Source organism: Asanoa ferruginea, from assembly GCF_003387075.1.
Classification (GTDB): domain Bacteria; phylum Actinomycetota; class Actinomycetes; order Mycobacteriales; family Micromonosporaceae; genus Asanoa; species Asanoa ferruginea.
In genome coordinates this window covers 3,033,941-3,054,342 of record NZ_QUMQ01000001.1, presented here as the reverse complement: position 1 = coordinate 3,054,342, position 20,402 = coordinate 3,033,941, and the positions used below count along the sequence as shown (strand labels likewise).

Genomic DNA, 20,402 nt, shown 5'->3' with positions numbered 1-20,402 from the left:
GTGACGCCTTCACGCTCCGTTGCTGAAGGCGTTGCGGCGACTGTAGGGCAGTGGGATTGACGGGACTAGTGGACGCATGGCTTGGGTGATCCACGGGCCGTACCGTTGGACCACCCCGTTCAGCCGAGCCGGCCCAGCTCCTCTTCCACGATCGACGGGTCGAGCTTCTTGAAGACCGGCTTCGGGGTGGCCAGGGCGCGGCCGGCCTCGATTGGCACGGACTCCCAGCGGGCGCCGACCGTGTAGTCGCCGGTCAGGACCGGGTAGGACGGGCCGCCGTCGAGGTCGGAGACGACCTCGATCGATGGCATCGGGGCGTGTACGCCCGTGCCGCCGAGCAGCTCGTGCACCTTCTGCGCCGAGTGTGGCAGGAACGGGGTCAGCATCGTGTTGGCGTCGCTGACCACCTGGAGCGCGACGTGCAGGATCGTGCCCATCCTGGGCTTGTCGGCCTCGTCCTTGAGCTTCCACGGCGCCTGCTCCGACAGGTATTTGTTGGCCTCGGCGACCACCCGCATGGCCTCGCCGATCGCCTGCTTCTGGCGGCTCTTCTCGATCAGGCCGCCGACCGTGCCGAAGCCCGCCTTCGCCACCGCGAGCAGGGCCTCGTCTTCCGGGGTCAACGAACCCGCGGCCGGGATCTCGCCGAAGTTCTTCGCCGCCATCGAGATCGAGCGGTTGACCAGGTTGCCCCAGCCGGCGACCAGCTCGTCGTTGTTGCGGCGGAGGAACTCGGCCCAGGTGAAGTCGGTGTCCTGGCTCTCCGGGCCGGCGACCGCGATGAAATAGCGCAGCGCGTCGGCGTCGTAGCGCTCCAGGAAGTCGCGCACGTAGATGACCACCTGGCGCGACGACGAGAACTTGCGGCCCTCCATGGTGAGGAACTCGCTGGAGACGACCTCGGTGGGCAAGTTGAGCGTGCCCAGGTCGCCGGGCGAGCCGCCACGGGAGCCCTGGCCCGAATAGCCGAGCAGGATCGCCGGCCAGATCACCGAGTGGAAGACGATGTTGTCTTTGCCCATGAAGTAGTAGGCGGCGGCGTCTTTGCCCTCGCCGTCGGCCGACCACCACTTCTTCCACGCCGACGGGTCACCGGTGCGGCGGGCCCACTCGATCGATGCCGAAAGGTAGCCGATCACCGCGTCGAACCAGACGTAGATCCGCTTGTCGGTGCGGTCGCGCCAGCCGTCGAGCGGGATCGGGACGCCCCACTCGAGGTCGCGGGTGATCGCCCGGGGCTGGAGGTCGTCGAGCAGGTTGCGGGAGAAGCGCAGCACGTTGGGGCGCCAGCCGTCGCGGGTGTCGAGCCAGGCGGCCAGCGCCTCGGCCACGGCGGGCAGGTCGAGGAAGAAGTGCTCGGTCTCCACGAACTCCGGCGTCTCGCCGTTGATCCGGGAGCGCGGGTTGATCAGCTGCTCCGGGTCGAGCTGGTTGCCGCAGTTGTCGCACTGGTCGCCGCGCGCGCTGCCGTAGCCGCAGATCGGGCAGGTGCCCTCGATGTAGCGGTCGGGCAGCGTGCGGCCGGTCGACGGGGAGATAGCCCCGAGCGTGGTCTTCGCGACGATGTAGCCGTTGCGGTAGAGCCCGTCGAACAGGTCCTGCACCACCTGGTAGTGGTTGCCGGTCGTGGTGCGAGTGAAGAGGTCGTAGGAGAGCCCCAGGCCGTGCAGGTCTTCGACGATCACCCGGTTGTAGCGGTCGGCCAGCTCGCGCGGGGTAACGCCCTCGCTGTCGGCCTGCACCTGGATGGGGGTGCCGTGCTCGTCGGTGCCCGACACCATGAGCACGTCGTGCCCGGCCATCCGCATGTATCGGCTGAACACGTCGGCGGGGACGCCAAAGCCGGAAACATGGCCGATGTGACGCGGGCCGTTGGCGTAGGGCCAGGCGACCGCGGCGAGAACGTGACTCATGGGCGCAAGGGTAGTGAGCCTTGGTGGAGCCCGGCCACCGAGCCCACACCCGCCCCACCTATATTGTCCGGATTTATCCGCCGACACGCCCTTTACCTGCACGAACGGTGACGTGAGGCGTTGTCCAATGAGATTTGTGAGCGTGACGCCCGAACGGCCCGAGACCGCCCCCGAGTCAGAGCTGACCGAGCCCTCCAACGAGCCGGACCCGTCGCGGGACGCGGCCGGTCGGGCATCCGTCCCGGCGCCGGCTCGTGAACCGGCCGCTTTCAACGGTCTCGCCGCCGCCGTGCAGGGCGCCGCGCTGGCCCGCAGCGGCGCGAAGGTCGACACGCTCCGCGACGCGACCCCGCCCGCGCCCTCGGCCCGGACCGCCGACGAAGGCGACAGCAGCGGTGGCCCGTGGACGACCGAGGTGGTCGACAGGGACGCCTGGTCGCCGACCCGGCTGGCCGCCCGCGCCCGCGCCGCCACCCGCCCGCGGCACGTCGCCGCCCGGTCGCGCCGCCCGCGCCGGCCGCGTCAACTCCGCGCCGCGCTGGGCATGCTGATCGTGCTCGCGCTCACCGGCACGTTCTTCGCCTGGGTCACCGCCGAGCCGATCTGGCTCGCCGTCGGTCGCGGCGACACCGGCACCGCGACGGTGGCCGGCTGCGTCGGGTCGGGACTCACCCAACGCTGCCGGGGATCATTCGCCACGGCGGACGGTCGCTACACCACCGAGGGGGTACGCCTGATCGGCGTGAGCCGGGCGCAGACGCTGTCCGGCACCCAGGTCCGGGCGCAGATGGTGCACCCCGGCAGCGCCACCGCCTACCTCGAGAGCCGGATGCTGATGACGCTGCGCTGGCTGCTCGGCGTGCTGCTGGTGCTGCTGACCGGCGTCGGCATCGTGCTCGCCACCGGTGCGCTGCGGTTGGAGGACCGGCGGGCCCGGCGCACCGCGGCGGTCTGCGGGCTGGCCGCCCCGCTGCTGGTCACCATCGGTTTCCTGGCCGCTACCTACTGAGACCCACCGGGTGCGTGCACGATCGCGTAGACCTCGCGCCGGCGTACCCCATGCTGCTCCGCGACAGCCGCGATCGCGTCGCGCCGTGACATGCCCCCGGCCTCGGCCGCCGCGACCTCGGCGCGCAGGTCCGCGTCCGCCGGACGGGTCGCCGCCGCCGGCGGCGCGCCGGCCACCACCAGGGTGATCTCGCCCTTGGGATCGCCCGCCGCGGCCCACTCCGCGAGCGCGCCCAGCGGCTGCCGGACGACCTCCTCGTAGGTCTTGGTCAGCTCCCGGCAGACCGCGGCCGGCCGGTCGGCCCCGAACGCGGCGGCGAGATCGGCGAGCATCGCCGCCAGCCGGTGCGGCGCCTCGAAGAGCACCAGCGTGCGCTCCTCGGCCGCCAGCGTGGCGAGCCGGGACCGCCGCGCCGCGCCGGTGCGGGGCAGGAAGCCCTCGAAGCAGAACCGGTCGGTCGGCAGCCCGGAAAGCGCCAGCGCGGTGGTCACGGCGCTCGGACCAGGCGCGACGGTGACCGGCAGGCCGGCGTCGAGCGCGGCCCGCACCAGCCGGTAGCCGGGGTCGGAGACGCTCGGCATGCCGCCGTCGGTCACCAGAGCGACGACCGCGCCGTCACGGAGCGTGTCGACGAGTTCCGGCGTACGCCGTTCCTCGTTGCCCTCGAAGTAGGAGACGATCCGGCCGGCAACGGTGATGCCGAGGTCCCGGGCGAGCCGGACCAGCCGCCGGGTGTCCTCGGCGGCCACGACGTCGGCTTCCGCGAGCGCGTCACGCATCCGTTGCGAAGCGTCACCAGGGTTGCCGAGGGGCGCGCCAACTAGCACTAACCGCCCATTTTCTGGCACTTCATAGCCCCTTATTGCTAACCGGTCCGCTGAACACCGCCCCGCCGAACACCTCAATTCGGTCTCGGCGGCCTACGATCGCGTGGTGACCCTGGCGGCGACGAGCGTAGCGAGCCCCGATGCCGGCCCCGAGGAGGCCAAGGCACCGGAGCGCGACACACCGACCTCCATAGCGGCGCCGGCGAAAGCCGTGCCCGATGTGATCCGGCGCCGGCTGCTGCCCTTCGACGCGCGGCGCGATCCGTGGTCCTGGGCGGTCACCGGCCTCATCGTGGCGATCGCGGCGGTGGTCCGGTTCGTCGGGCTGTCCCATCCGCCCGGCAAGATCTTCGACGAGACCTACTACGCGAAAGACGCCTACGGTCTGCTCACCAAGGGCGTCGAATGGAACTACAAGGACAACGTCGCGTCGTACGTGGTCCACCCGCCACTCGGCAAATGGCTGATCGCGATCGGCGAGTGGATGTTCGGCTACCAGGACGCCGACGGCAACGTGCGCGCCGCCGGTCACCTCTGGACCGCCGCCCCCGAGCTCGGCTGGCGCTTCTCCGCCGCCGTCGCCGGCACCATCTCGGTGCTGGTCATGGTGCGGATCGCGCGGCGGATGTTCGGCTCGACCACGCTCGGCGCCGCAGCCGGCCTGCTGCTCGCGCTCGACGGCTTCCACCTGGTGCTGTCGCGCACCGCGATCCTCGACATCTTCCTGCTGCTGTTCATCCTCGCCGCGTTCGGCGCGCTGGTGGCCGACCGCGACGCGCGCCGCCGCCGCTGGCTGACCGCGATGGAGAACGGGCTCGACCCGACCCGCCTCGGCCGGGCCGGCCGCCTCGGTTTCGCGTTCCCGTGGTGGCGGCTCGCGGCCGCGGTGCTGTTCGGCTGTTCCGTCTCGGTCAAGTGGAGCGCGCTGTTCTTCCTGCCCGCGTTCCTGATCCTGATCCTCTGGTGGGAATACGGCACCCGCCGCACCGTCGGCGCCCGGCACCCGATCCGCGACACGTTCCTCGACGAGTTCGGCTGGATCGTGATGTTCATCGGGGTGGCCCTGGTGGTCTACCTGGCGAGCTGGAGCGGCTGGTTCCTCACCGACGACGGCTTCTACCGGCACTGGCTGGCCGACAACAACCGGCCGGAGCCGCCGGTCATCGGTGCGTTGCACAACCTGCTGCACTATCACCAGGAAGCGCTCAAGTTCCACGAGGGCCTCGACACCAAGCACACCTACCAGTCGTGGCCGTGGCAGTGGCTGCTGCTCGGCCGCCCGGTCGCGTTCTACTGGTCCAACACCGGCACCTGCGGCACCGACTCGTGCGCGTCGGAGGTGCTGCTGCTCGGCACGCCGGTGCTGTGGTGGTCGTTCCTGCCGGCGCTGGCCGCGCTGGTCTGGCTCGGCATCGCGCGCCGCGACTGGCGGGCCGGCGCGATCCTGCTGATGGTCTTCTTCGGCCTGATCCCGTGGTTCTACTTCGCGATCGACAACGGCCGCACGATGTTCTCGTTCTACACCGCGCCCGCGCTGCCGTTCATGATCCTCGCGGTGGTCTACGCGCTCGGCGCGATCATGTCGCCGGCCACCAGAGCGCTGCCGTCCGCCGACTCGGTGCGAAGACTCGCCGACCGCCGTTTGGTCGGCGGCGTGGTCGCCGGCGCCTACCTGGTGCTGGTGGTGCTCTGCTTCGGCTACTTCTACAAGGTCTTTGTCGGCGACGCCATGCCCTACGCCGACTGGGCCGCGCGGATGTGGTTGGGCTCCCGCTGGATATAGCGTGTTCGGCGTGACCGAACCGCTCTGGACCGGCGTCGCGGTAGCGCTGGTGACCCTGTTCGACGACGACGGCGCGGTCGACGAGCGCGCGACGGCGGCACACGCCGCCCGGCTGGCCGCCGAAGGCATCCAGGCCGTGCTGGTCGGTGGCAGCACCGGCGAGTCCGACACTCTCTCCGACCAGGAGTTGGCCGGCCTGACCGCCGCGGTCCGGGCCGCGTTGCCAAGCAATGTGCCCGTGCTGACCGGGGCCAGCGGTGCGTGGCGGGGCGCGGCCGCGGCCCGCGTGGAAGCGGCCGTCGGTGCCGGCGCCGACGCGGTGCTGGTGGCACCGCCACGCCGGCCGGGCGACCTGGGTGGCTACTACGCCGCGGTCGCCAAGGCCGCCGGCCCGGCACCGGTGCTGGCCTACCACTTCCCCGGCACGGCCGGCGGCGAGGTGCCGGTGACCGCGCTGCCGGAGTTGCCGATCGCCGGCGTGAAGGACTCGACCGGCTCGGCCGAGCGGCTGCTCCAGGAGCTGGCGGTGTGGGACGGCAGGGTCTATGTGGGTTCGGCCGCGCTGGTGCTGCTGGCCGGCGCGCTCGGCGCGGCCGGGGCGATCCTCGCGGTCGCCAACGCCTATCCGGCGGAGTCGCTGGCCGCATTCGGCGGTGACCCGGCGGCACAGCGGGCACTGCTCGCGCCACACCTGCGGGCCAAGGAGTCGTTTCCCGCCGGGCTCAAGTCGCTGGTCGCCGCACGCTATGGGACCTCAGCGGCCGCACGCCTCGGCTGAGCCGCAAATAGGTGCGCGCCCCGATCGCCTGCCACGGGGGAAGCGGGCGATAGGGGCGCGCACATGAGAGCTTAACGATCGGCGATCACTGGCACAACGGGTGATGCGGGGTAGATGTGCGGTCGGATTCCCGACGCGAGCATCGCCGAACAAGTCGCGCAAGTGTCACTTACCGGACAGCAGCTATCGCACCGGTTCCCCGTCACCTTTTTGATGTTGGACATCCGTGCTGGTCAGGGTCGCGTGAGTCCGATCTATCCGGATTCATGTGCCCTTCAGCCGCTAGGTGACGGCCGGTTCGGGCAGTTTTATGACCAGACCCACCGACGCCCTGATGGGTGACATTTGCCTCCTCATTGCACAGAGTGGTCCATACGCTTCCCGGCGTGATTCCGGATCAGGAGCCCGAAACCGACATCATCGTCAGCGCCGCAGAGCCCCTCGACGTGCCCGGAGCGGCCCTCGGGCAGGATCCAGCGGCACCCATCTTCGTCGATGAGACCGGCCGGCGGCGCCGGCTCGTGCGCCTCGCGGCGTACGGCATCGGCGCCATCTGCCTCAGCTACACCGCGCTGGTCGGGGTCAGCATCGCCGGCGGCCCCGCCCTGCCGCACGCGCTGATGCCGTTCCCCGACCGCGTCCAGCGCCCCGACAAGGACGCGACCGCCGAGACCGCCCTGCACACCGCATTCCGCCCGCCGAACCCCGGGCCGTTCGTGGCGCCCCTGCCGCCGCCGACCGCACCCGGTGGGCCGGGCGGGTTGAGCACCTCGACCCTCACCGTCGCGGCCCGGCCGACGCCGAGCCCGACCAAGGGCACGGCGCCCGTCTCGCCACCGCCGGTGACCAGCGAGCCGACCCGGCCGCCGGAGGCCACGCCGACGGAGGAGCCGACCACCCCGCCGACCGAGAACCCGACCCAACCGCCTCCGCCCGGCGACCAGCAGGGTGGCGGCGGTGGCGGCGAGGTACCTGACCCGCCGGCCGGCAACGACAACGGCGGTGGCACGGGCGGCGGCAACGGCGGCGGCTCCGGGACCGGCGGCGACACCGGCAACGGCACCGGCGCCGGCGACTCGGGTGGCGGCACCGGGGGCGGCGAGAGCGGCGGCACGGGCGGCGGCGAGACCGGCGGCACCCGCGACGGCGACGGCGGCGGCACCGGCGGTGGCACCGGCAGCGGTGGCACCGGCGGCGGCTCCGACGCGCCCAGCCCGAGCGACCCCGGAACGCCGGACCCCGGCACCGGCGGCGGCACGGAGACCGGCGCCCCGACCGAGTCCGCCGGCGGCAGCACCGGCGACTCCGGCAGCGGTTCCGGCTCCACACCGGACGCTCCCGGCACGCCGGAGGCGACCTCCGTGGCTACGGCGACCGCCGAGCCCTCCCCGACCGACAGCGCCGCATGAGCGCACCAACCCTTGATCCGCAGGACGGGCTCGCTGGCGCTGCCGGCGAGCCCGTCCGCGGCAAGGCCACCGTTCCGGCCGGCATGAAGATCGGCCCGCACTATCCGCCCATGGCTGAGGGCCCTGCGGACGACGAGGACACCCAACCGATCCCCGACGCCGACCCGATCCCGGAACCACCGGCGACCGGCCGTGCGACCGTGCCCGGCGACCAGCCACCGCACTGGCCGCTCAACACCTCCCGGACCGCGACCGGCATCGCCCGCGCGGTCCCCGGCCAGCGGGCCATCGGCCAGGTCGACCCAGCCCCGCTGGCGAGCACCGCGGTGGCGCTCGCGCCGCCACCGCCACCGCCACCGATCGACGTCAGTCCCGGAACCACCACCCCGCCGCGAAAGCCGAGCCGCCGCGTCGTACCCCGGCCCAAATGGGTCGTCGCCGCCGTCCTGGTCTTCGTCTTCGTCAGCCTGCTGCTCGTCGAGGCCTACGCCAACGCCCGGTTCGCACCCGATCACGTGGGCGAGGCCGGCGACGCCACGATCGTGCCGGAGCAGATCGTCGACGGTGGCCCGATCATCAACGCGGCGCCGGGCCAGACCCCCCGCTCCTACCGGCTCCCGCCGAAGACCATCGCGCTCACCTTCGACGACGGCCCGGACCCGGTATGGACGCCGCGAGTGATGGCCGCCCTCGACCGCTACAACGCCAAGGCGACGTTCTTCGTCGTCGGCTCCCAGGTGGTGCGCTACCCCGACGAGGCGGCGAACCTGGTCAGCAAGGGCCACGAACTCGGCGTGCACACGTTCACCCACCCGGACGTCGCCAACCTGCCCGGGTGGCGCCGCCGGATGGAGTATTCGCAGACCCAACTCGCGCTGGCCGAAGCGGCCGGCGTGCGCACCTCGCTGCTCCGCTTCCCCTACTCGTCGCGGGTCGACGCGATCGACGACGCCTCGTGGAACCTCATCACCCAGGCCGGCACCTTCGGCTACGTGACCGTGGTCAACGACCTCGACAGCGACGACTGGGCCCGCCCCGGCATCGACCGGATCATCGAGAACATGACGCCGAAGGACGACGCGGGCGCGGTCATCCTGATGCACGACGCGGGCGGCGACCGCGCGCAGACTGTGCAGGCCCTCGACCGGTTCATCCCGATGATGCAGGCAAAGGGGTACGCCTTCGTCACGGTCACCGACGGCCTCCAACGCACGCTGGCCGACCCGGAGACGGGCGCCGCGCCGACGGTGCTGCGCAACCCGCCCGCCTCGGCCGAAGACGAACAGCGCGGCATGGCCCTGGCCAGCGCGGTGCGGATCGCCGACTGGTCGCTCGACTTCTTCGCCATCCTCTTCCTCGTCGTCGGCGCCCTGACGCTGGCCCGTACCCTGCTGCTCTTCGTGCTCTCCGGTCGTCAGGCCAGGCGTCGCCGCGGCGCCTTCACGTGGGGCCCGCCGGTGACCGAGAAGGTCTCGGTGATCGTGCCCGCCTACAACGAGCGGGAGGGCATCGAGTCGGCGGTCAGCTCGCTGGCCAGCGGCGATCATCCCGGCGGCATCGAGGTGATCGTCGTCGACGACGGCTCGACCGACGGCACCGCCGACATCGCCGAGGCGCTCGGCCTGCCCAACGTGCGGGTGATCCGCAAGCCCAACGGCGGCAAGTCGAGCGCGCTCAACACCGGTGTCGCCGCGGCCAGCGCCAACATCGTCGTGATGGTCGACGGCGACACCGTGTTCGAAGAGGACTCGGTCCGCCAGCTCGTGCAGCCCTTCGCCGACCCGGAGGTGGGCGCGGTCGCCGGCAACGTCAAGGTCGGCAACCGCAAGAGCCTGGTGGCCCGTTGGCAACACATCGAGTACGTGATCGGCTTCAACCTCGACCGCCGGCTCTACGAGGCGCTGCGCTGCATGCCGACCGTGCCCGGCGCGATCGGCGCCTGGCGCAAGGACGCCCTGCTGGCGATCGGCGGGATGAGCGACGACACGCTCGCCGAGGACACCGACGTGACGATCGCGTTCTGCCGCGCCGGCTGGAAGGTGGTCTACGAGGGCCGCGCCCGCGCCTGGACCGAGGCGCCCGCGTCGCTCGGCCAGCTCTGGCGGCAGCGTTACCGCTGGAGCTACGGGACGATGCAGGCGATGTGGAAGCACCGCCGGGCCGTCGTCGACGACGGGCCGTCGGGTCGCTTCGGCCGCCGCGGGCTGCCGTTCCTCGCGCTGTTCGGCATCGCGCTGCCGCTGCTCGCCCCCGTCATCGACCTGCTCGCCGTCTACGGTGTGCTGTTCGCCGGCCGGACGGAGACCGTGCTCGCCTGGCTGGCGATGCTCGGCATGCAACTGGTCACCGGCGTGGTCGCCTTCAAGCTCGACAAGGAGCGGCTCACCCCACTCTGGACACTCCCGCTCCAGCAGTTCGCGTACCGCCAGTTGATGTATCTGGTGTTGATCCAGTCTCTGGTCACCGCACTCACGGGTGGCCGGCTGCGTTGGCACAAGCTGGTCCGCACCGGCGAAGCCGCCGTGCACAACTGATGACGGGCAGACTGTGCGGATGGACCTGCTGGCACGGATGCGCGAGATCTGCCTGGCGCTGCCGGAGACCACCGAGCGGCTCAGCCACGGCGAGCCGACCTGGTTCGTCCGCGGCAAGACGTCGTTCCTGACCCTGGCGGTGCGGGGCCATCACGAGAACACGTTCCCGCATCTGTGCTGCGCGGCGCCGCCCGGTGTGCAGGCCGAGTTGATCGCCGAGAACCCGGACGTCTTCTTCCGGCCGCCCTACGTCGGGCACCGCGGCTGGCTCGGCGTCCGGCTCGACCGCGACCCGGACTGGGCCGAGATCCGCGAGCTGGCCGTCGACGCCTACCGGACCGTCGCACCGAAGCGCCTGCTCGCCGAGCTCGAATGACGGGTCGGGAATCCGTCAGCGCGCGCCGGGCCGCCGCTCTGGCAGGGTGAACGGTCGTGGCGGTCGTGGTCGGGGTCGACGGAGCCGGTCGAACGCACCGGCTGCGCGCCTTGGCCGTGCCCGGCGCCGTGTGGGTCACGCCCGACCAGCCCGAGGTGCCGGAGTCCGCGCCGGCCATCGTCGTCGACGACCCGCACCGGCTCGACGAGGCGACGCTGCGCCGGCTGTCCGACGAGGCCCGGCGCGGCACGCCCGTGTTGCTCGCCCGGCGCCCGACACTCGATCCGCCGCTGCTGGCCGAGCTCGATGAGGTCGCCGCCCGCGACGGCGTCGTTGCGCTCGGCCCGCTCGACGCCGCCGCGACCGCGGCGCTGACCGGCCGGGCCGATCTGCACGTCGCGTCGGGCGGTTGGCCCGCGATCGCCGCTCTCGCCGCGACCGGCGCGCTGCTGCCCCGGGTGCAGCGCCGGCTGGCCACCGAGCCGTCCCGGGTCGCCGATGTCGCGCGGGTCGCCGCGCTCGGCCTCGACCTGCGCGATGACGTGCTGGCCGCCGCCACCGGGCAAACCGCCGATGGCGTCGCCGCCGCCCTGCGCGCGCTGCGCGACCTCGGCTTCCTGGTGCCCGACGCGGAGCGGGTCGTGCCCGCCGTGGCCGAGGCGCTGCTCGCCGACCTGGCGCCGGCCGAGCGGCGGCGGTTGCACGGCCGGGTCGCGCGGGCACTCGCCGACTCGGGCGCCGACCCGGTCGCCGCGGCGACCCAGCTCCGGGCGGCGGGGATCCGCGCCGGGGGCGACGTCTTCCGCGCCGCCGGCGACCGGCTGCGGTTCAGCGACCCGGCGGCGGCGATCGGCTGGTACGACGACGCGGTGGACGCCGGCACCGAACCGGCTTCGATCGCGGCCGGCCGGGCCGAAGCGGCGGCGCTGGTCGGGCTGCCCGTCGACCCGGGCGCGGCCGGCGATCCCGACGTCGCACAGCGGCTCGCCCTGGTCGCCGGTGCCGTCGCGGCACACGACGGCCGGCCGGCGCGGGCCGCCGACGCCCTCACCGGCAGCGCACCGCCCGGCCCGCTGCTGGCCGTGCCCGCACTGGTCGCGCTGGGCCGGCTGGCGGTCGCGCGGGAGATCCTGGCAACGGCGCAGGGGCCGCTGCGGCTGCTGGGGGAAGGCGTGCTGGCGGCGGCCGAGGAGCCGGCGACCGCCGTACCCCTCCTGATCGAGGCCGCCGAAGCCGCGGAGCGGATGCCGCCGGCGGTGGTCCTGCCGGACACGCCGCACGCGTGGGGTGCGGTCGTCGCGGTGACCGCCGGCGACGCCGCGACCGCCGAGCACCTGCTGCGCCGCGCGCTCGACCGGGGCATCGGCGGGCCGGTCGGTGCGCAACGGCACCGGCTGCTGCTGGCCTGGGTCGGGCTGCGCACGGGCCGCTACGACGCGGCGGTCGCGGAGTTGCGCCGGCTCGGCGCGGGGCTGGCCGGGCGGGAGGCACTGCTGGCGGCCGCGTTGCGCGCGGGCCTGGCCCGGCGCTCGGGTGACGTCGCCAAACTCCGCGACGCGTGGGTCAGCGTCGAGCCGGTGCTGGCCCGGCAGTCGGTCGACCTCTTCCAGGCCGAGCAGATCGAGGAACTGGCCGTCGCGGCCACCCGGCTGCGCCGGCCACAGCGGATCACCCCGGTGCTGGCTGCCCTCGACACCGCGGTCGCCGGTCTCGGCGACCCACCGGCCTGGCGGGTCACGGTGGAGTGGATCCGGTTGCAGCTCGCGGTCGCCACCGACGACGCGACGGCGGTCAAGGCCGCCGCCGACGCGATCGCCGCGGCCGCGCCGGGCCAGGAGCGCCAGCGCGCCCAGGCCGCTGCCGCGGCGGCGTGGGCCCGGTCGACGGCCGGCACGGTCGACGTCACCGAGGTGGTCACGGCCGTCGAGCGGTTGGCCGGCGCCGAGCTGCCCTGGGAGGGGTCGCGGCTGGCCGGGCACGCGGCGATCCGCACCGGCGACCCGACCGCCGCCCGCCGGTTGCTCGAGGTGGCCCGCGAACTGTCCGGTGTGGCCGCACCGGCCGCCGAGACCAACACCGCGGGGCTCTCCGAGCGGGAGATCGAGGTGGCCCGGCTGGTGCTCGACGGGCGTACCCATAAAGAAATCGGAGCGCAGCTCTTCATCTCGCCGAAGACCGTCGAGCACCACGTCGCGCGGATCCGCACCAAGGTCGGCGCCACTGATCGGGCCGAATTCGTCGCGGCCCTGAAATCCCTGCTTGATTCCTGACACTCCGCGTCATGACCGGGGTGTTTCGCGGTCTGCTAGGTACCCCCTATCCGCCTCCCACACCGAGGGGGGTCTTCCCGATGTCCGGGGGGTGGGCCGGCGGCCAGGCTGTATCCATACCCGCCAGACAGGCCGGGAGACATCTCTAAAGGAGGCAAGGAAATGCAGAACGTCGAGATCACCAACCTCCTGGTCAACTTCATCAAGGAGCTGGCGACGGACCCCAACAAGGCGCTGCAGTTCGTGAGCAACCCCAACGGCGAACTCGTCGCCCAGGGCATCAGCGAGCACGACCTGTCCGGTCTGGACATGCCGGCGATCGTGCAGCAGGCCTGCGGCGAGCCCGGCTTCCCGGCCGAGGCGCGCGGCGCCCTGCAGAGCTACACCAGCGGCGGCGGCGGTGGCGGCGGGCAATACACGCCCCCGGCGCACCAGGTCACCTCCGGCCCGCAGTCGATGGAGCAGGTCGTGCAGCACCTGACCTACGTCACGCAGGTCACCAACGACAACGACGTGATCAACGAGATCGTCGACCAGAGCACCAACATCGAGGTCGGCGACGACTTCGACGGCGACATCGACGTCGACACCAACAACGCGTTCGCTGACGGCGACGGCGCCGTGGCGGTCGGCCAGGCCGACGGTGACGTCAACGCCGCCACCGGCGACAACTCGCAGGTCGTCGACGGCGACATCGAGGGCGACAACCTGGTCAACAGCGACGGCGCGGTGCAGATCGACGGCGACAACGAGGCGCCCGTGGTGACCGGCACCAACACCGGCATCGTGGCCGACGGTGACGTCGACGACGCGATCGTCGGCAACAACAACCAGCAGCAGGCCAACGACGTTGACGTCGACGGTGACAACGACGGCGTCATCAACTTCGGCGACGGCGACGTGACCAGCGTCAACGACTCCGAGCTCGACGACTCCAACGTCGGCTCCGGCACCAACATCACCGACAACGACAACTCCGCGATCGGCCTCGGCGACGGCGACACGACCAACGAGGACAACGACACCACCACCACCGAGACCACGACCATCGACGCCGACGACTCGGTCGTCAACACCGAGCAGGGCGACGGCGACCAGGACTCGCACTTCGACCAGGACAACGACTTCAGCCTGCCGCCGGTCCGGACGCTCGACGAGCCCGAGGAGCACACCCTGCGGGACGCCGACGACCACGACGACGCGGACGCCCCGGTCTGATCTGGCCCACACCCAACTACACACCTCTCGCCGACAGCGGGCGGCCGGACCGAAAGGTCCGGCCGGCCCGCTGCGCCGTACACACCGGAGGGATAGCCCGCGATGACGCAGCCAGCTACCGCGCCAGCCAGCACGCTGGTTGATCTCGGTGTCAAGGCCTGCGCGGCCTACGGCCGGGAAGACCTCGCCGCCCGGCTCGGCAAGGCGCGCGCCGGGCTCGACGATCCGGCGGTGCACATCGTCGTGGCGGGCGAGTTCAAACAGGGCAAGAGCTCATTGATCAACGCGTTGCTCGGCACGGCGGTCTGCCCGGTCGACGACGACGTGGCCACCGCGGTGCCCACGTTCGTCCGGCACGGTGAGGAGAAGACCGCCACGCTGGTCTACGACGACAACCCGCCGCGCCGCGAAAAGGTCGACTTCGCCGACCTGCGCCGGCACGTCGTCGAGAGCGACCAGGGCAGCCGGGTGGCCCGCGTCGACGTCACCGTCCCCCGCAAGATCCTCGCCGGTGGGCTGGTCATGGTCGACACCCCAGGTGTCGGCGGGCTCGGTTCCGCGCATGCCGCAGCCGGGCTCGCCGCGATCTCCGTCGCCGACGCGGTCCTGTTCGTCACCGACGCGGCCCAGGAGCTGACCCGCAGCGAGGTCGAGTTCCTCCGCCAGGCACACGAACTCTGCCCGACGGTGGTCTGCGTGCTCACCAAGATTGACTTCTACCCGGCCTGGCGGCGGATCCGCGACCTCAACGCGGGCCACCTCCGGATGGTCGGCGACATGCCGCTGATGCCGGTCGCCTCGCCGCTGCGTGCCCGCGCCGTGCGCAGCAACGACCAGGCGCTCAACACCGAGTCCGGCTTCCCAGACGTGGTCCGCTTCGTGCAGGAACGGGTCGGTGGCGGCGCCGCCACCCGCCGCTCCGCCGACGCCGCGGCCGAGGTGGTCGCCGTCTGCGACCAGCTCACCAGCCAGTTCTCCGGCGAACGCGACTCGCTCGCCGACCCGGCCAGCGCGCAGCGGATCCTGGAAGACCTCAACACCGCGAAGCGCCGGGTCGAAGAGCTGAAGACCGCGGCCGCCCGGTGGAGCGTGACCCTCAACGACGGCACCGCCGACCTGACCGCTGATGTCGACTTCGACCTGCGCGACCGGATCCGCAAGATCACCACCGAGGCCGACGACGCGATCGACGAGGTCGACCCGGCCGACATGTGGCCGGAGATGGAGGAGTGGCTGCGCGCCCGGATCTCCTACGACCTGCTCGGCAACTACACCTACCTGCGCCGGCGGGCGACCGAGCTGAGCGAGCAGGTGGCCACCCACTTCCACGAGGCGTCCGGCGAGGCGATCGAGCTGCTCAAGGTCTACAACCCGACCCCGCTGGTCGAGGAGCGGCCGCTCGAGCACCGGATCGAGCTGGCCAAGATGACCGCCGGCAAGCAGGTGATGGTGGCGCTGAAGAGCGCGTACGGTGGCGCCCTGATGTTCACCATGCTCGGCAGCCTGATGGGCGTCGCGCTGGGCCCGATCGGCATCGGCATCGGCGTGGTGATGGGCCATCGCGGCCTCAAGGACGAGAAGAAACGCCAGCTCGAAAAGCGCCGGGCGCAGGGCAAGAACGCGATGCGCCGCTATTGCGACGAGATCAGCTTCGTGATGGGCAAAGACAGCCGCGACACCGTGCGCCGCGTGCAGCGCCAGCTCCGCGACCACTACACCGGGCTGGCCGAAGAGCTCAACCGCTCGACCGCGACCGCCTTGGCCGGCGCCACCGACACGGCCAAGCGCTCCCAGGCCGACCGGCAGAAGCGGCTCAAAGACCTCGACGCCGAGCTGACCCGGCTGCGCCAACTCCGCGAGCGGGCGGCCAAGCTGGCCGGTGCGGCATGAGCTTGGTCGACCGGACCCGGGCGGCGCTGACCACGGCGGCCCAGGTCTATCGGGGCAGCGGGTTCGACCAGCGGATCGCCGAGGTGCGCGCGCGGCTCGACGAGCCGTTGCGGGTGGCGATCGCCGGCCGGGTCAAGTCCGGCAAGTCCACATTGCTCAACGCCCTGGTGTCCGACCGGCTGGCGCCGACCGACGCGGGCGAGTGCACCCGGATCGTCACCTGGTACCGCGACGGGCACACCTACCGGGTCACCCTGCACCCGCGTTCCGGCTCGCCCCGCCAGCTCCGCTTCACCCGCGAAGACGGCGCGATCGAGGTCGACCTCGGCGGCACCCAACCGGAGGACGTGCACTCCCTCGACATCACCTGGCCGTCGCAGGCGCTGCGCGGTGCCACGCTGATCGACACCCCCGGCATCGGCTCGCTCTCGGAACGGGTCTCGCAGCGCGCGTGGGAGCTGCTCGCACCCGACGACGAGGAGACGCCGGCCGACGCGGTGCTCTACCTGATGCGCCACCTGCACGCCAAAGACCTCGAGTTCCTGCACGCGTTCCACGACACCGAGGTGTCCCGGCCCAACCCGGTCAACGCGATCGGCGTGCTGTCGCGGGCCGACGAGATCGGCGTCGGCCGGCTCGACGCGATGGCCTCGGCCCGCCGGATCGCCACCCGGCTCGCCACCGACGCCAACGTGCGCCGGGTGGTGCAGACCGTCGTGCCGGTCGCCGGCCTGCTCGCGGAGACCGCGGCGACACTGACCGAGACCGAGGTGCGGCAGTTGCGCGCGGTCGCGGCGCTCGACGTCAAACCGGCCGAGGAGCTGATGCTCACCGCCGACCGGTTCGTCAACACGCTGCCCGAGCTGGGGCTGACCTCGATCGAGCGGGAAGCGCTGCTGGCCCGGTTCGGCCTCTACGGCATCCGGCTGGCGAGCACGCTGCTGCGCCAGGGCGCGCTGACCACCGCGACCTCGGTGGCCCGCGAGCTGACCGACCGCAGCGGCCTCAACGACCTCCAGGAGGTCCTCACGTCGCTCTTCTTCGAGCGGCGCGACGTGCTCAAGGCCCGCTCGGCCCTGCTCGCCCTCGACTCGCTGGCCCGCACCCGCCCGCGCCCGGGCAGCCCGGCCGTCGCGGCGGAGGTCGAGGAGATCGTCGCGTCCGCCCACCCGTTCAACGAGTTGCGGGTGCTGGCCACCCTGCGCGCCGGGTGGCTCGGCGGCAAGCCTGCGGTGGTCGACGAACTGGAACGGGTCATCGGGGGTACGGGCACCGCGCCGCACATCCGCCTCGACCTGCCGCCGGACGCCGGGGCCGGCCAACTGCGGGCGGCGGCGTCGGAGGCGCTGGTGCGCTGGCAGCGGCGGGCCGAGAACCCGATGACGGCACACGAGATGGCGGTCGCGGCCCGGGTGGCGGTGCGTTCCTGCGAGGGACTGCTGGCCGACCTCAACGGCCGGGCGCGCTGACCATGCCGCGACCGCCCGGCCGGTCAACCGTCGAGATCGGCGTCGTCGGCATCGTCGCTGTCGTCGTCATCCGCGTCGTCGAGGTCACCGCTGAGGTCGCCGTCGAGGTCGAGGACCGGCTCGTCGGCCTGGCCGTCGGTGGCACCGGCCGGGCTGTCGTCGAAGTCGTCGAGATCCGCGTCGAGGTCGTCGTCGGTCACCGCGTCGACGTCGCCGTCGGCGTCGGCACCCGTGCCGAAGTCGAGCTCGCCGAACCCGGCATGGTCGGCCGGCGGCGCGTCGAAGGCGGTGCCGTCGTCGAGCTCTTCGCCTTCGTTTGGGTCGGGCGCCGTGACCAGCAGGTCAAACCAGTCGTCGGTGCCGGCGTCGTCGGTCGGCACGCCGCTGTTGGCGGTGACGAACGGGGCCAGATGCTCGGCGACCTCGGCCGGTGCCGTGCCGGCGAAGCTGACCACGGCTTCGGCGACCAGGTCGGCCGGCAGGTCGTGGCCGGCGGCGGCCAGCGCGTCAGCACCTGCGGACGGGTCGCCGACGAGGCCGGCGAAGACGTCTTTGAGTGGTCGCGCATCCATGCGTCAACACTATGGCGGCACCCGCGCCGCCGCCGTCGGGGACTTCCCCGTCACGTCCCCCATTCACGCCACGTTGCCCAATCGGCACGACCGCGCGGTCGGACACCCGACAGCATCCGGCGCGCCGCTGTGCCATCAAGAACACTCGATCCAGCACCCTGCCCACGACCACCGGAGCGACCGCGATGTACGCACTCGGCGTTGACCTCGGCACCACGTTCACGGCTGCCGCTACCTGGCGCGCGGGCCACGCGGAGATCGCCTCCCTCGGCAGCCGGGCGGCCGCCGTACCGTCGGTGGTGCTGCTGCGGGAAGACGAGACGTTCCTGACCGGCGAGCCGGCCAACCGGCGCGGGTTGACCGAGCCACACCGGGTGGCCCGCGAGTTCAAGCGGCGCTTCGGCGACACCACGCCGATCCTGCTCGGCGGCGTGCCCTACTCGGCCGAGGCGCTGATGGGCCGGCTGCTGCGCTGGACCCTCGACGAGGTGGCCACCCGGGAGGGCGGCGCGCCGCGGGCGATCACCGTCTCGCACCCGGCCAACTGGGGTCCCTACAAGACCGACCTGCTCCGCCAGGCCGTCCGGCTCTCCGGCATCGAAGACCCGGTCTCGTTCACCACCGAGCCCGAGGCCGCCGCCGTGTTCTACGCGAGCCAGCAGCGGATCGACACCGGCGCCGTGGTCGCCGTCTACGACCTGGGCGGCGGCACCTTCGACGCGGCGGTGTTGCGCAAGACCGCGACCGGCTTCGAGATCCTCGGCCAGCCCGAGGGCATCGAGCGGCTGGGCGGCATCGACTTCGACGCGGCGGTCTTCCACCACGTCGTGCAGGCACTCGGCGGCAAGCTCGACGAACTCGACGAAGACGACCCGAGCGCGATCGCCGCGGTGTCCCGGTTGCGCGAGGAGTGCGTGGCCGCGAAGGAGGCGCTCTCCGCCGACACCGACGCATCCATTCCGGTGCTGCTGCCCAACGTCTCCACCGAGGTCCGGCTGACCCGCGGCGAGTTGGAGTCGATGGTCCGGCCGGCGCTCTACGGCTCGATCGAGGCGCTGCGCCGGGCCTTGCGCTCGGCCGCCGTCGAGGCCGAGCAACTGCACTCGGTGCTGCTGGTCGGCGGCTCGTCGCGGATGCCGATCGTCGCGCAACTGGTCGCCGCCGAGCTCAACCGGCCGGTCGCGGTCGACGCGCACCCCAAGCACGCGGTGGCGCTCGGCGCGGCCCGGCTGGCCGGTGCGCCGCTGGCCCCGGCGTCCGGCCCGGCACCGGGCACGGCCGCCGCGCGCGGCTCCGCGACGGTGACCATCCACCATCCACCCACCCGCAGCAGCGGCTCCGCACCGGTGAGCGCGCCGCCGCAGGCGTCTTCGCCAGTGAGTGCGCCACCGCAGGCGTCCTCGCCGGCCGGTCCGAGCAGGACGGCGCACGCACCGGTCGGCCCGCCGCCGGCCATGCCCGGTGCACCGGCCGCGCCGCAGCAGCAAATGCCCAGTGCGCCGGCCGCGCCGCCGCAAACGCCGAACGCGCCGATCAGCCCGGCCGCCCGCCCGGTGTCGAGCCCGCCGCGCCCGGCCGGCAACCCGCCGCCGCGACAGGCGCCGCCACCACGCGCACCACAACCGGAGCAGGCGACCATGCGGATGCCGCCGACCGTCTTCGCCACCGGCCGGGCCGGCTCGGCACCCGCGCCGACCTCGCCCGCACCCACCTGGTCGCGCCCCGGCGGCTACGACTACGCGCCCCCGCCGCCCGCCCCGCCCAGGCGCGGCGGCCGCACCGTGTTGCTGTCGATCATCGCGGTGCTGGTCGTCGCGCTCGCCGGCGCCGCGCTCTGGGTCAACCGCGACCGCCTCGGCCTGAACAACAACGCCGGTGGCGGTCCCACCACGCCGGCCACCGGCGCGGCCGGGCCCACCGCACCGGTGTTGCCCGCCGCCGAGCAGTGCACCGACGCGATCCAGGCCAACCCGCGCTGGGTCTGCATCACCCAGGCGTTCGTCGACAAGGAGAAGTTCGTCGTCGAATATCAGGTGGAGTGGGCGGGCCAGACCCCGAGGAACACCGGCGGATTCCACCTACACATTTACGGCGGCGACGGCCAGAGCCCGCAGGGCCGGTTCTACGTCGAAGACAAACAGCCGTCAGTGCGCTCGGTCACCGGCAACAACTATCGCGACATCATCGGCGACAGTCCTAAGGTCTGCGCCCGGATCTCGGATGCCGCCGATGTCCTGGTGAAGGACACCGAGGGCGGCTTCAATACCGGAAACTGCGTGACCATCCAAGATCGGCGATAGGACTTCAGGAAAAAAGGCCCGGACCGCCGACCGACAGCACACAAATCGCAAGGC

14 protein-coding genes are annotated in these 20,402 nt (G+C 72.5%); 11 read left to right on the top strand and 3 right to left on the bottom strand.

The annotated features are described in order from the left end of the window. Nucleotides 1-119: 119 nt before the first annotated feature. Complete coding sequence (metG, locus tag DFJ67_RS14515; RefSeq protein ID WP_116068366.1) at nucleotides 120-1,913, bottom strand: methionine--tRNA ligase; 1,794 nt, start codon at nucleotides 1,911-1,913, stop codon at nucleotides 120-122. Nucleotides 1,914-2,055: 142 nt separating this feature from the next. Here metG and DFJ67_RS14510 point away from each other — a divergent pair, with 142 nt between their 5' ends. Beyond that, nucleotides 2,056-2,922, top strand: coding sequence for a hypothetical protein (locus DFJ67_RS14510; protein ID WP_116068365.1), 867 nt, complete (start codon nucleotides 2,056-2,058; stop codon nucleotides 2,920-2,922). Here DFJ67_RS14510 and rsmI read toward each other — a convergent pair. Then, on the bottom strand, nucleotides 2,916-3,770 hold the full coding sequence (gene rsmI / locus DFJ67_RS14505; RefSeq protein WP_116068364.1) for a 16S rRNA (cytidine(1402)-2'-O)-methyltransferase: 855 nt from the start codon (nucleotides 3,768-3,770) through the stop codon (nucleotides 2,916-2,918). The genes DFJ67_RS14510 and rsmI overlap by 7 nt on opposite strands. Nucleotides 3,771-3,855: 85 nt before the next feature. On the opposite strand from rsmI, the gene DFJ67_RS14500 reads away from it, so the two are divergent. The 9 genes from DFJ67_RS14500 to DFJ67_RS14460 all read left to right on the top strand — a co-directional run bounded on the left by DFJ67_RS14500 (nucleotide 3,856) and on the right by DFJ67_RS14460 (nucleotide 17,476). Then, nucleotides 3,856-5,532, top strand: coding sequence for a dolichyl-phosphate-mannose--protein mannosyltransferase (locus DFJ67_RS14500; RefSeq protein ID WP_116076207.1), 1,677 nt, complete (start codon nucleotides 3,856-3,858; stop codon nucleotides 5,530-5,532). 10 nt (nucleotides 5,533-5,542) lie between these two features. Then, the gene (locus tag DFJ67_RS14495; protein WP_170215843.1) at nucleotides 5,543-6,310 is read left to right on the top strand and encodes a dihydrodipicolinate synthase family protein; all 768 of its coding nucleotides are present in this window, start codon (nucleotides 5,543-5,545) and stop codon (nucleotides 6,308-6,310) included. 386 nt (nucleotides 6,311-6,696) lie between these two features. Next, nucleotides 6,697-7,719 carry a hypothetical protein gene (locus DFJ67_RS14490; RefSeq protein ID WP_116068362.1) on the top strand — a complete coding sequence of 341 codons (1,023 nt, stop codon included), beginning with the start codon at nucleotides 6,697-6,699 and terminating at the stop codon, nucleotides 7,717-7,719. After that, entirely contained in the window at nucleotides 7,716-10,253 is a 2,538-nt protein-coding gene (locus DFJ67_RS14485) for a bifunctional polysaccharide deacetylase/glycosyltransferase family 2 protein (RefSeq protein WP_239097301.1), read from the top strand. Before DFJ67_RS14490 ends, DFJ67_RS14485 begins: the two co-directional genes overlap by 4 nt. A 19-nt stretch (nucleotides 10,254-10,272) precedes the next feature. Further along, the gene (locus tag DFJ67_RS14480) at nucleotides 10,273-10,629 is read left to right on the top strand and encodes an MmcQ/YjbR family DNA-binding protein (protein ID WP_116068361.1); all 357 of its coding nucleotides are present in this window, start codon (nucleotides 10,273-10,275) and stop codon (nucleotides 10,627-10,629) included. A 56-nt stretch (nucleotides 10,630-10,685) separates the two neighbouring features. Beyond that, entirely contained in the window at nucleotides 10,686-12,899 is a 2,214-nt protein-coding gene (locus tag DFJ67_RS14475; protein ID WP_116068360.1) for a LuxR C-terminal-related transcriptional regulator, read from the top strand. 162 nt (nucleotides 12,900-13,061) lie between these two features. Continuing rightward, a complete protein-coding gene (locus DFJ67_RS14470; RefSeq protein ID WP_116068359.1) occupies nucleotides 13,062-14,117 on the top strand; it encodes a hypothetical protein in 1,056 nt (351 codons plus the stop codon). A 102-nt stretch (nucleotides 14,118-14,219) separates the two neighbouring features. Next, entirely contained in the window at nucleotides 14,220-16,007 is a 1,788-nt protein-coding gene (locus DFJ67_RS14465) for a dynamin family protein (RefSeq protein WP_116068358.1), read from the top strand. Then, nucleotides 16,004-17,476, top strand: a complete 1,473-nt coding sequence (locus DFJ67_RS14460) for a dynamin family protein (RefSeq protein ID WP_116068357.1) — start codon at nucleotides 16,004-16,006, stop codon at nucleotides 17,474-17,476. Before DFJ67_RS14465 ends, DFJ67_RS14460 begins: the two co-directional genes overlap by 4 nt. A 23-nt stretch (nucleotides 17,477-17,499) precedes the next feature. Here DFJ67_RS14460 and DFJ67_RS14455 read toward each other — a convergent pair whose 3' ends face one another. Further along, nucleotides 17,500-18,048 (bottom strand): hypothetical protein, encoded by a 549-nt coding sequence (locus DFJ67_RS14455; RefSeq protein ID WP_116068356.1) that lies wholly within the window; start codon nucleotides 18,046-18,048, stop codon nucleotides 17,500-17,502. 185 nt (nucleotides 18,049-18,233) lie between these two features. Between DFJ67_RS14455 and DFJ67_RS43245 the strand changes: the two genes are divergently transcribed. After that, a complete protein-coding gene (locus tag DFJ67_RS43245) occupies nucleotides 18,234-20,348 on the top strand; it encodes an Hsp70 family protein (RefSeq protein WP_203783799.1) in 2,115 nt (704 codons plus the stop codon). Nucleotides 20,349-20,402: the final 54 nt, after the last annotated feature.

What these genes read in the sequence shown, in the direction of transcription:
- DFJ67_RS43245 (WP_203783799.1), top strand. Translation starts at nt 18,234, where the DNA reads ATGTACGCACTCGGCGTTGACCTCGGCACCACGTTCACGGCTGCCGCT.
- DFJ67_RS14480 (WP_116068361.1), top strand. Translation starts at nt 10,273, where the DNA reads ATGGACCTGCTGGCACGGATGCGCGAGATCTGCCTGGCGCTGCCGGAG.
- DFJ67_RS14470 (WP_116068359.1), top strand. Translation starts at nt 13,062, where the DNA reads ATGCAGAACGTCGAGATCACCAACCTCCTGGTCAACTTCATCAAGGAG.
- DFJ67_RS14465 (WP_116068358.1), top strand. Translation starts at nt 14,220, where the DNA reads ATGACGCAGCCAGCTACCGCGCCAGCCAGCACGCTGGTTGATCTCGGT.
- metG (WP_116068366.1), bottom strand. Translation starts at nt 1,913, where the DNA reads ATGAGTCACGTTCTCGCCGCGGTCGCCTGGCCCTACGCCAACGGCCCG.
- DFJ67_RS14455 (WP_116068356.1), bottom strand. Translation starts at nt 18,048, where the DNA reads ATGGATGCGCGACCACTCAAAGACGTCTTCGCCGGCCTCGTCGGCGAC.
- DFJ67_RS14485 (WP_239097301.1), top strand. Translation starts at nt 7,716, where the DNA reads ATGAGCGCACCAACCCTTGATCCGCAGGACGGGCTCGCTGGCGCTGCC.
- DFJ67_RS14460 (WP_116068357.1), top strand. Translation starts at nt 16,004, where the DNA reads ATGAGCTTGGTCGACCGGACCCGGGCGGCGCTGACCACGGCGGCCCAG.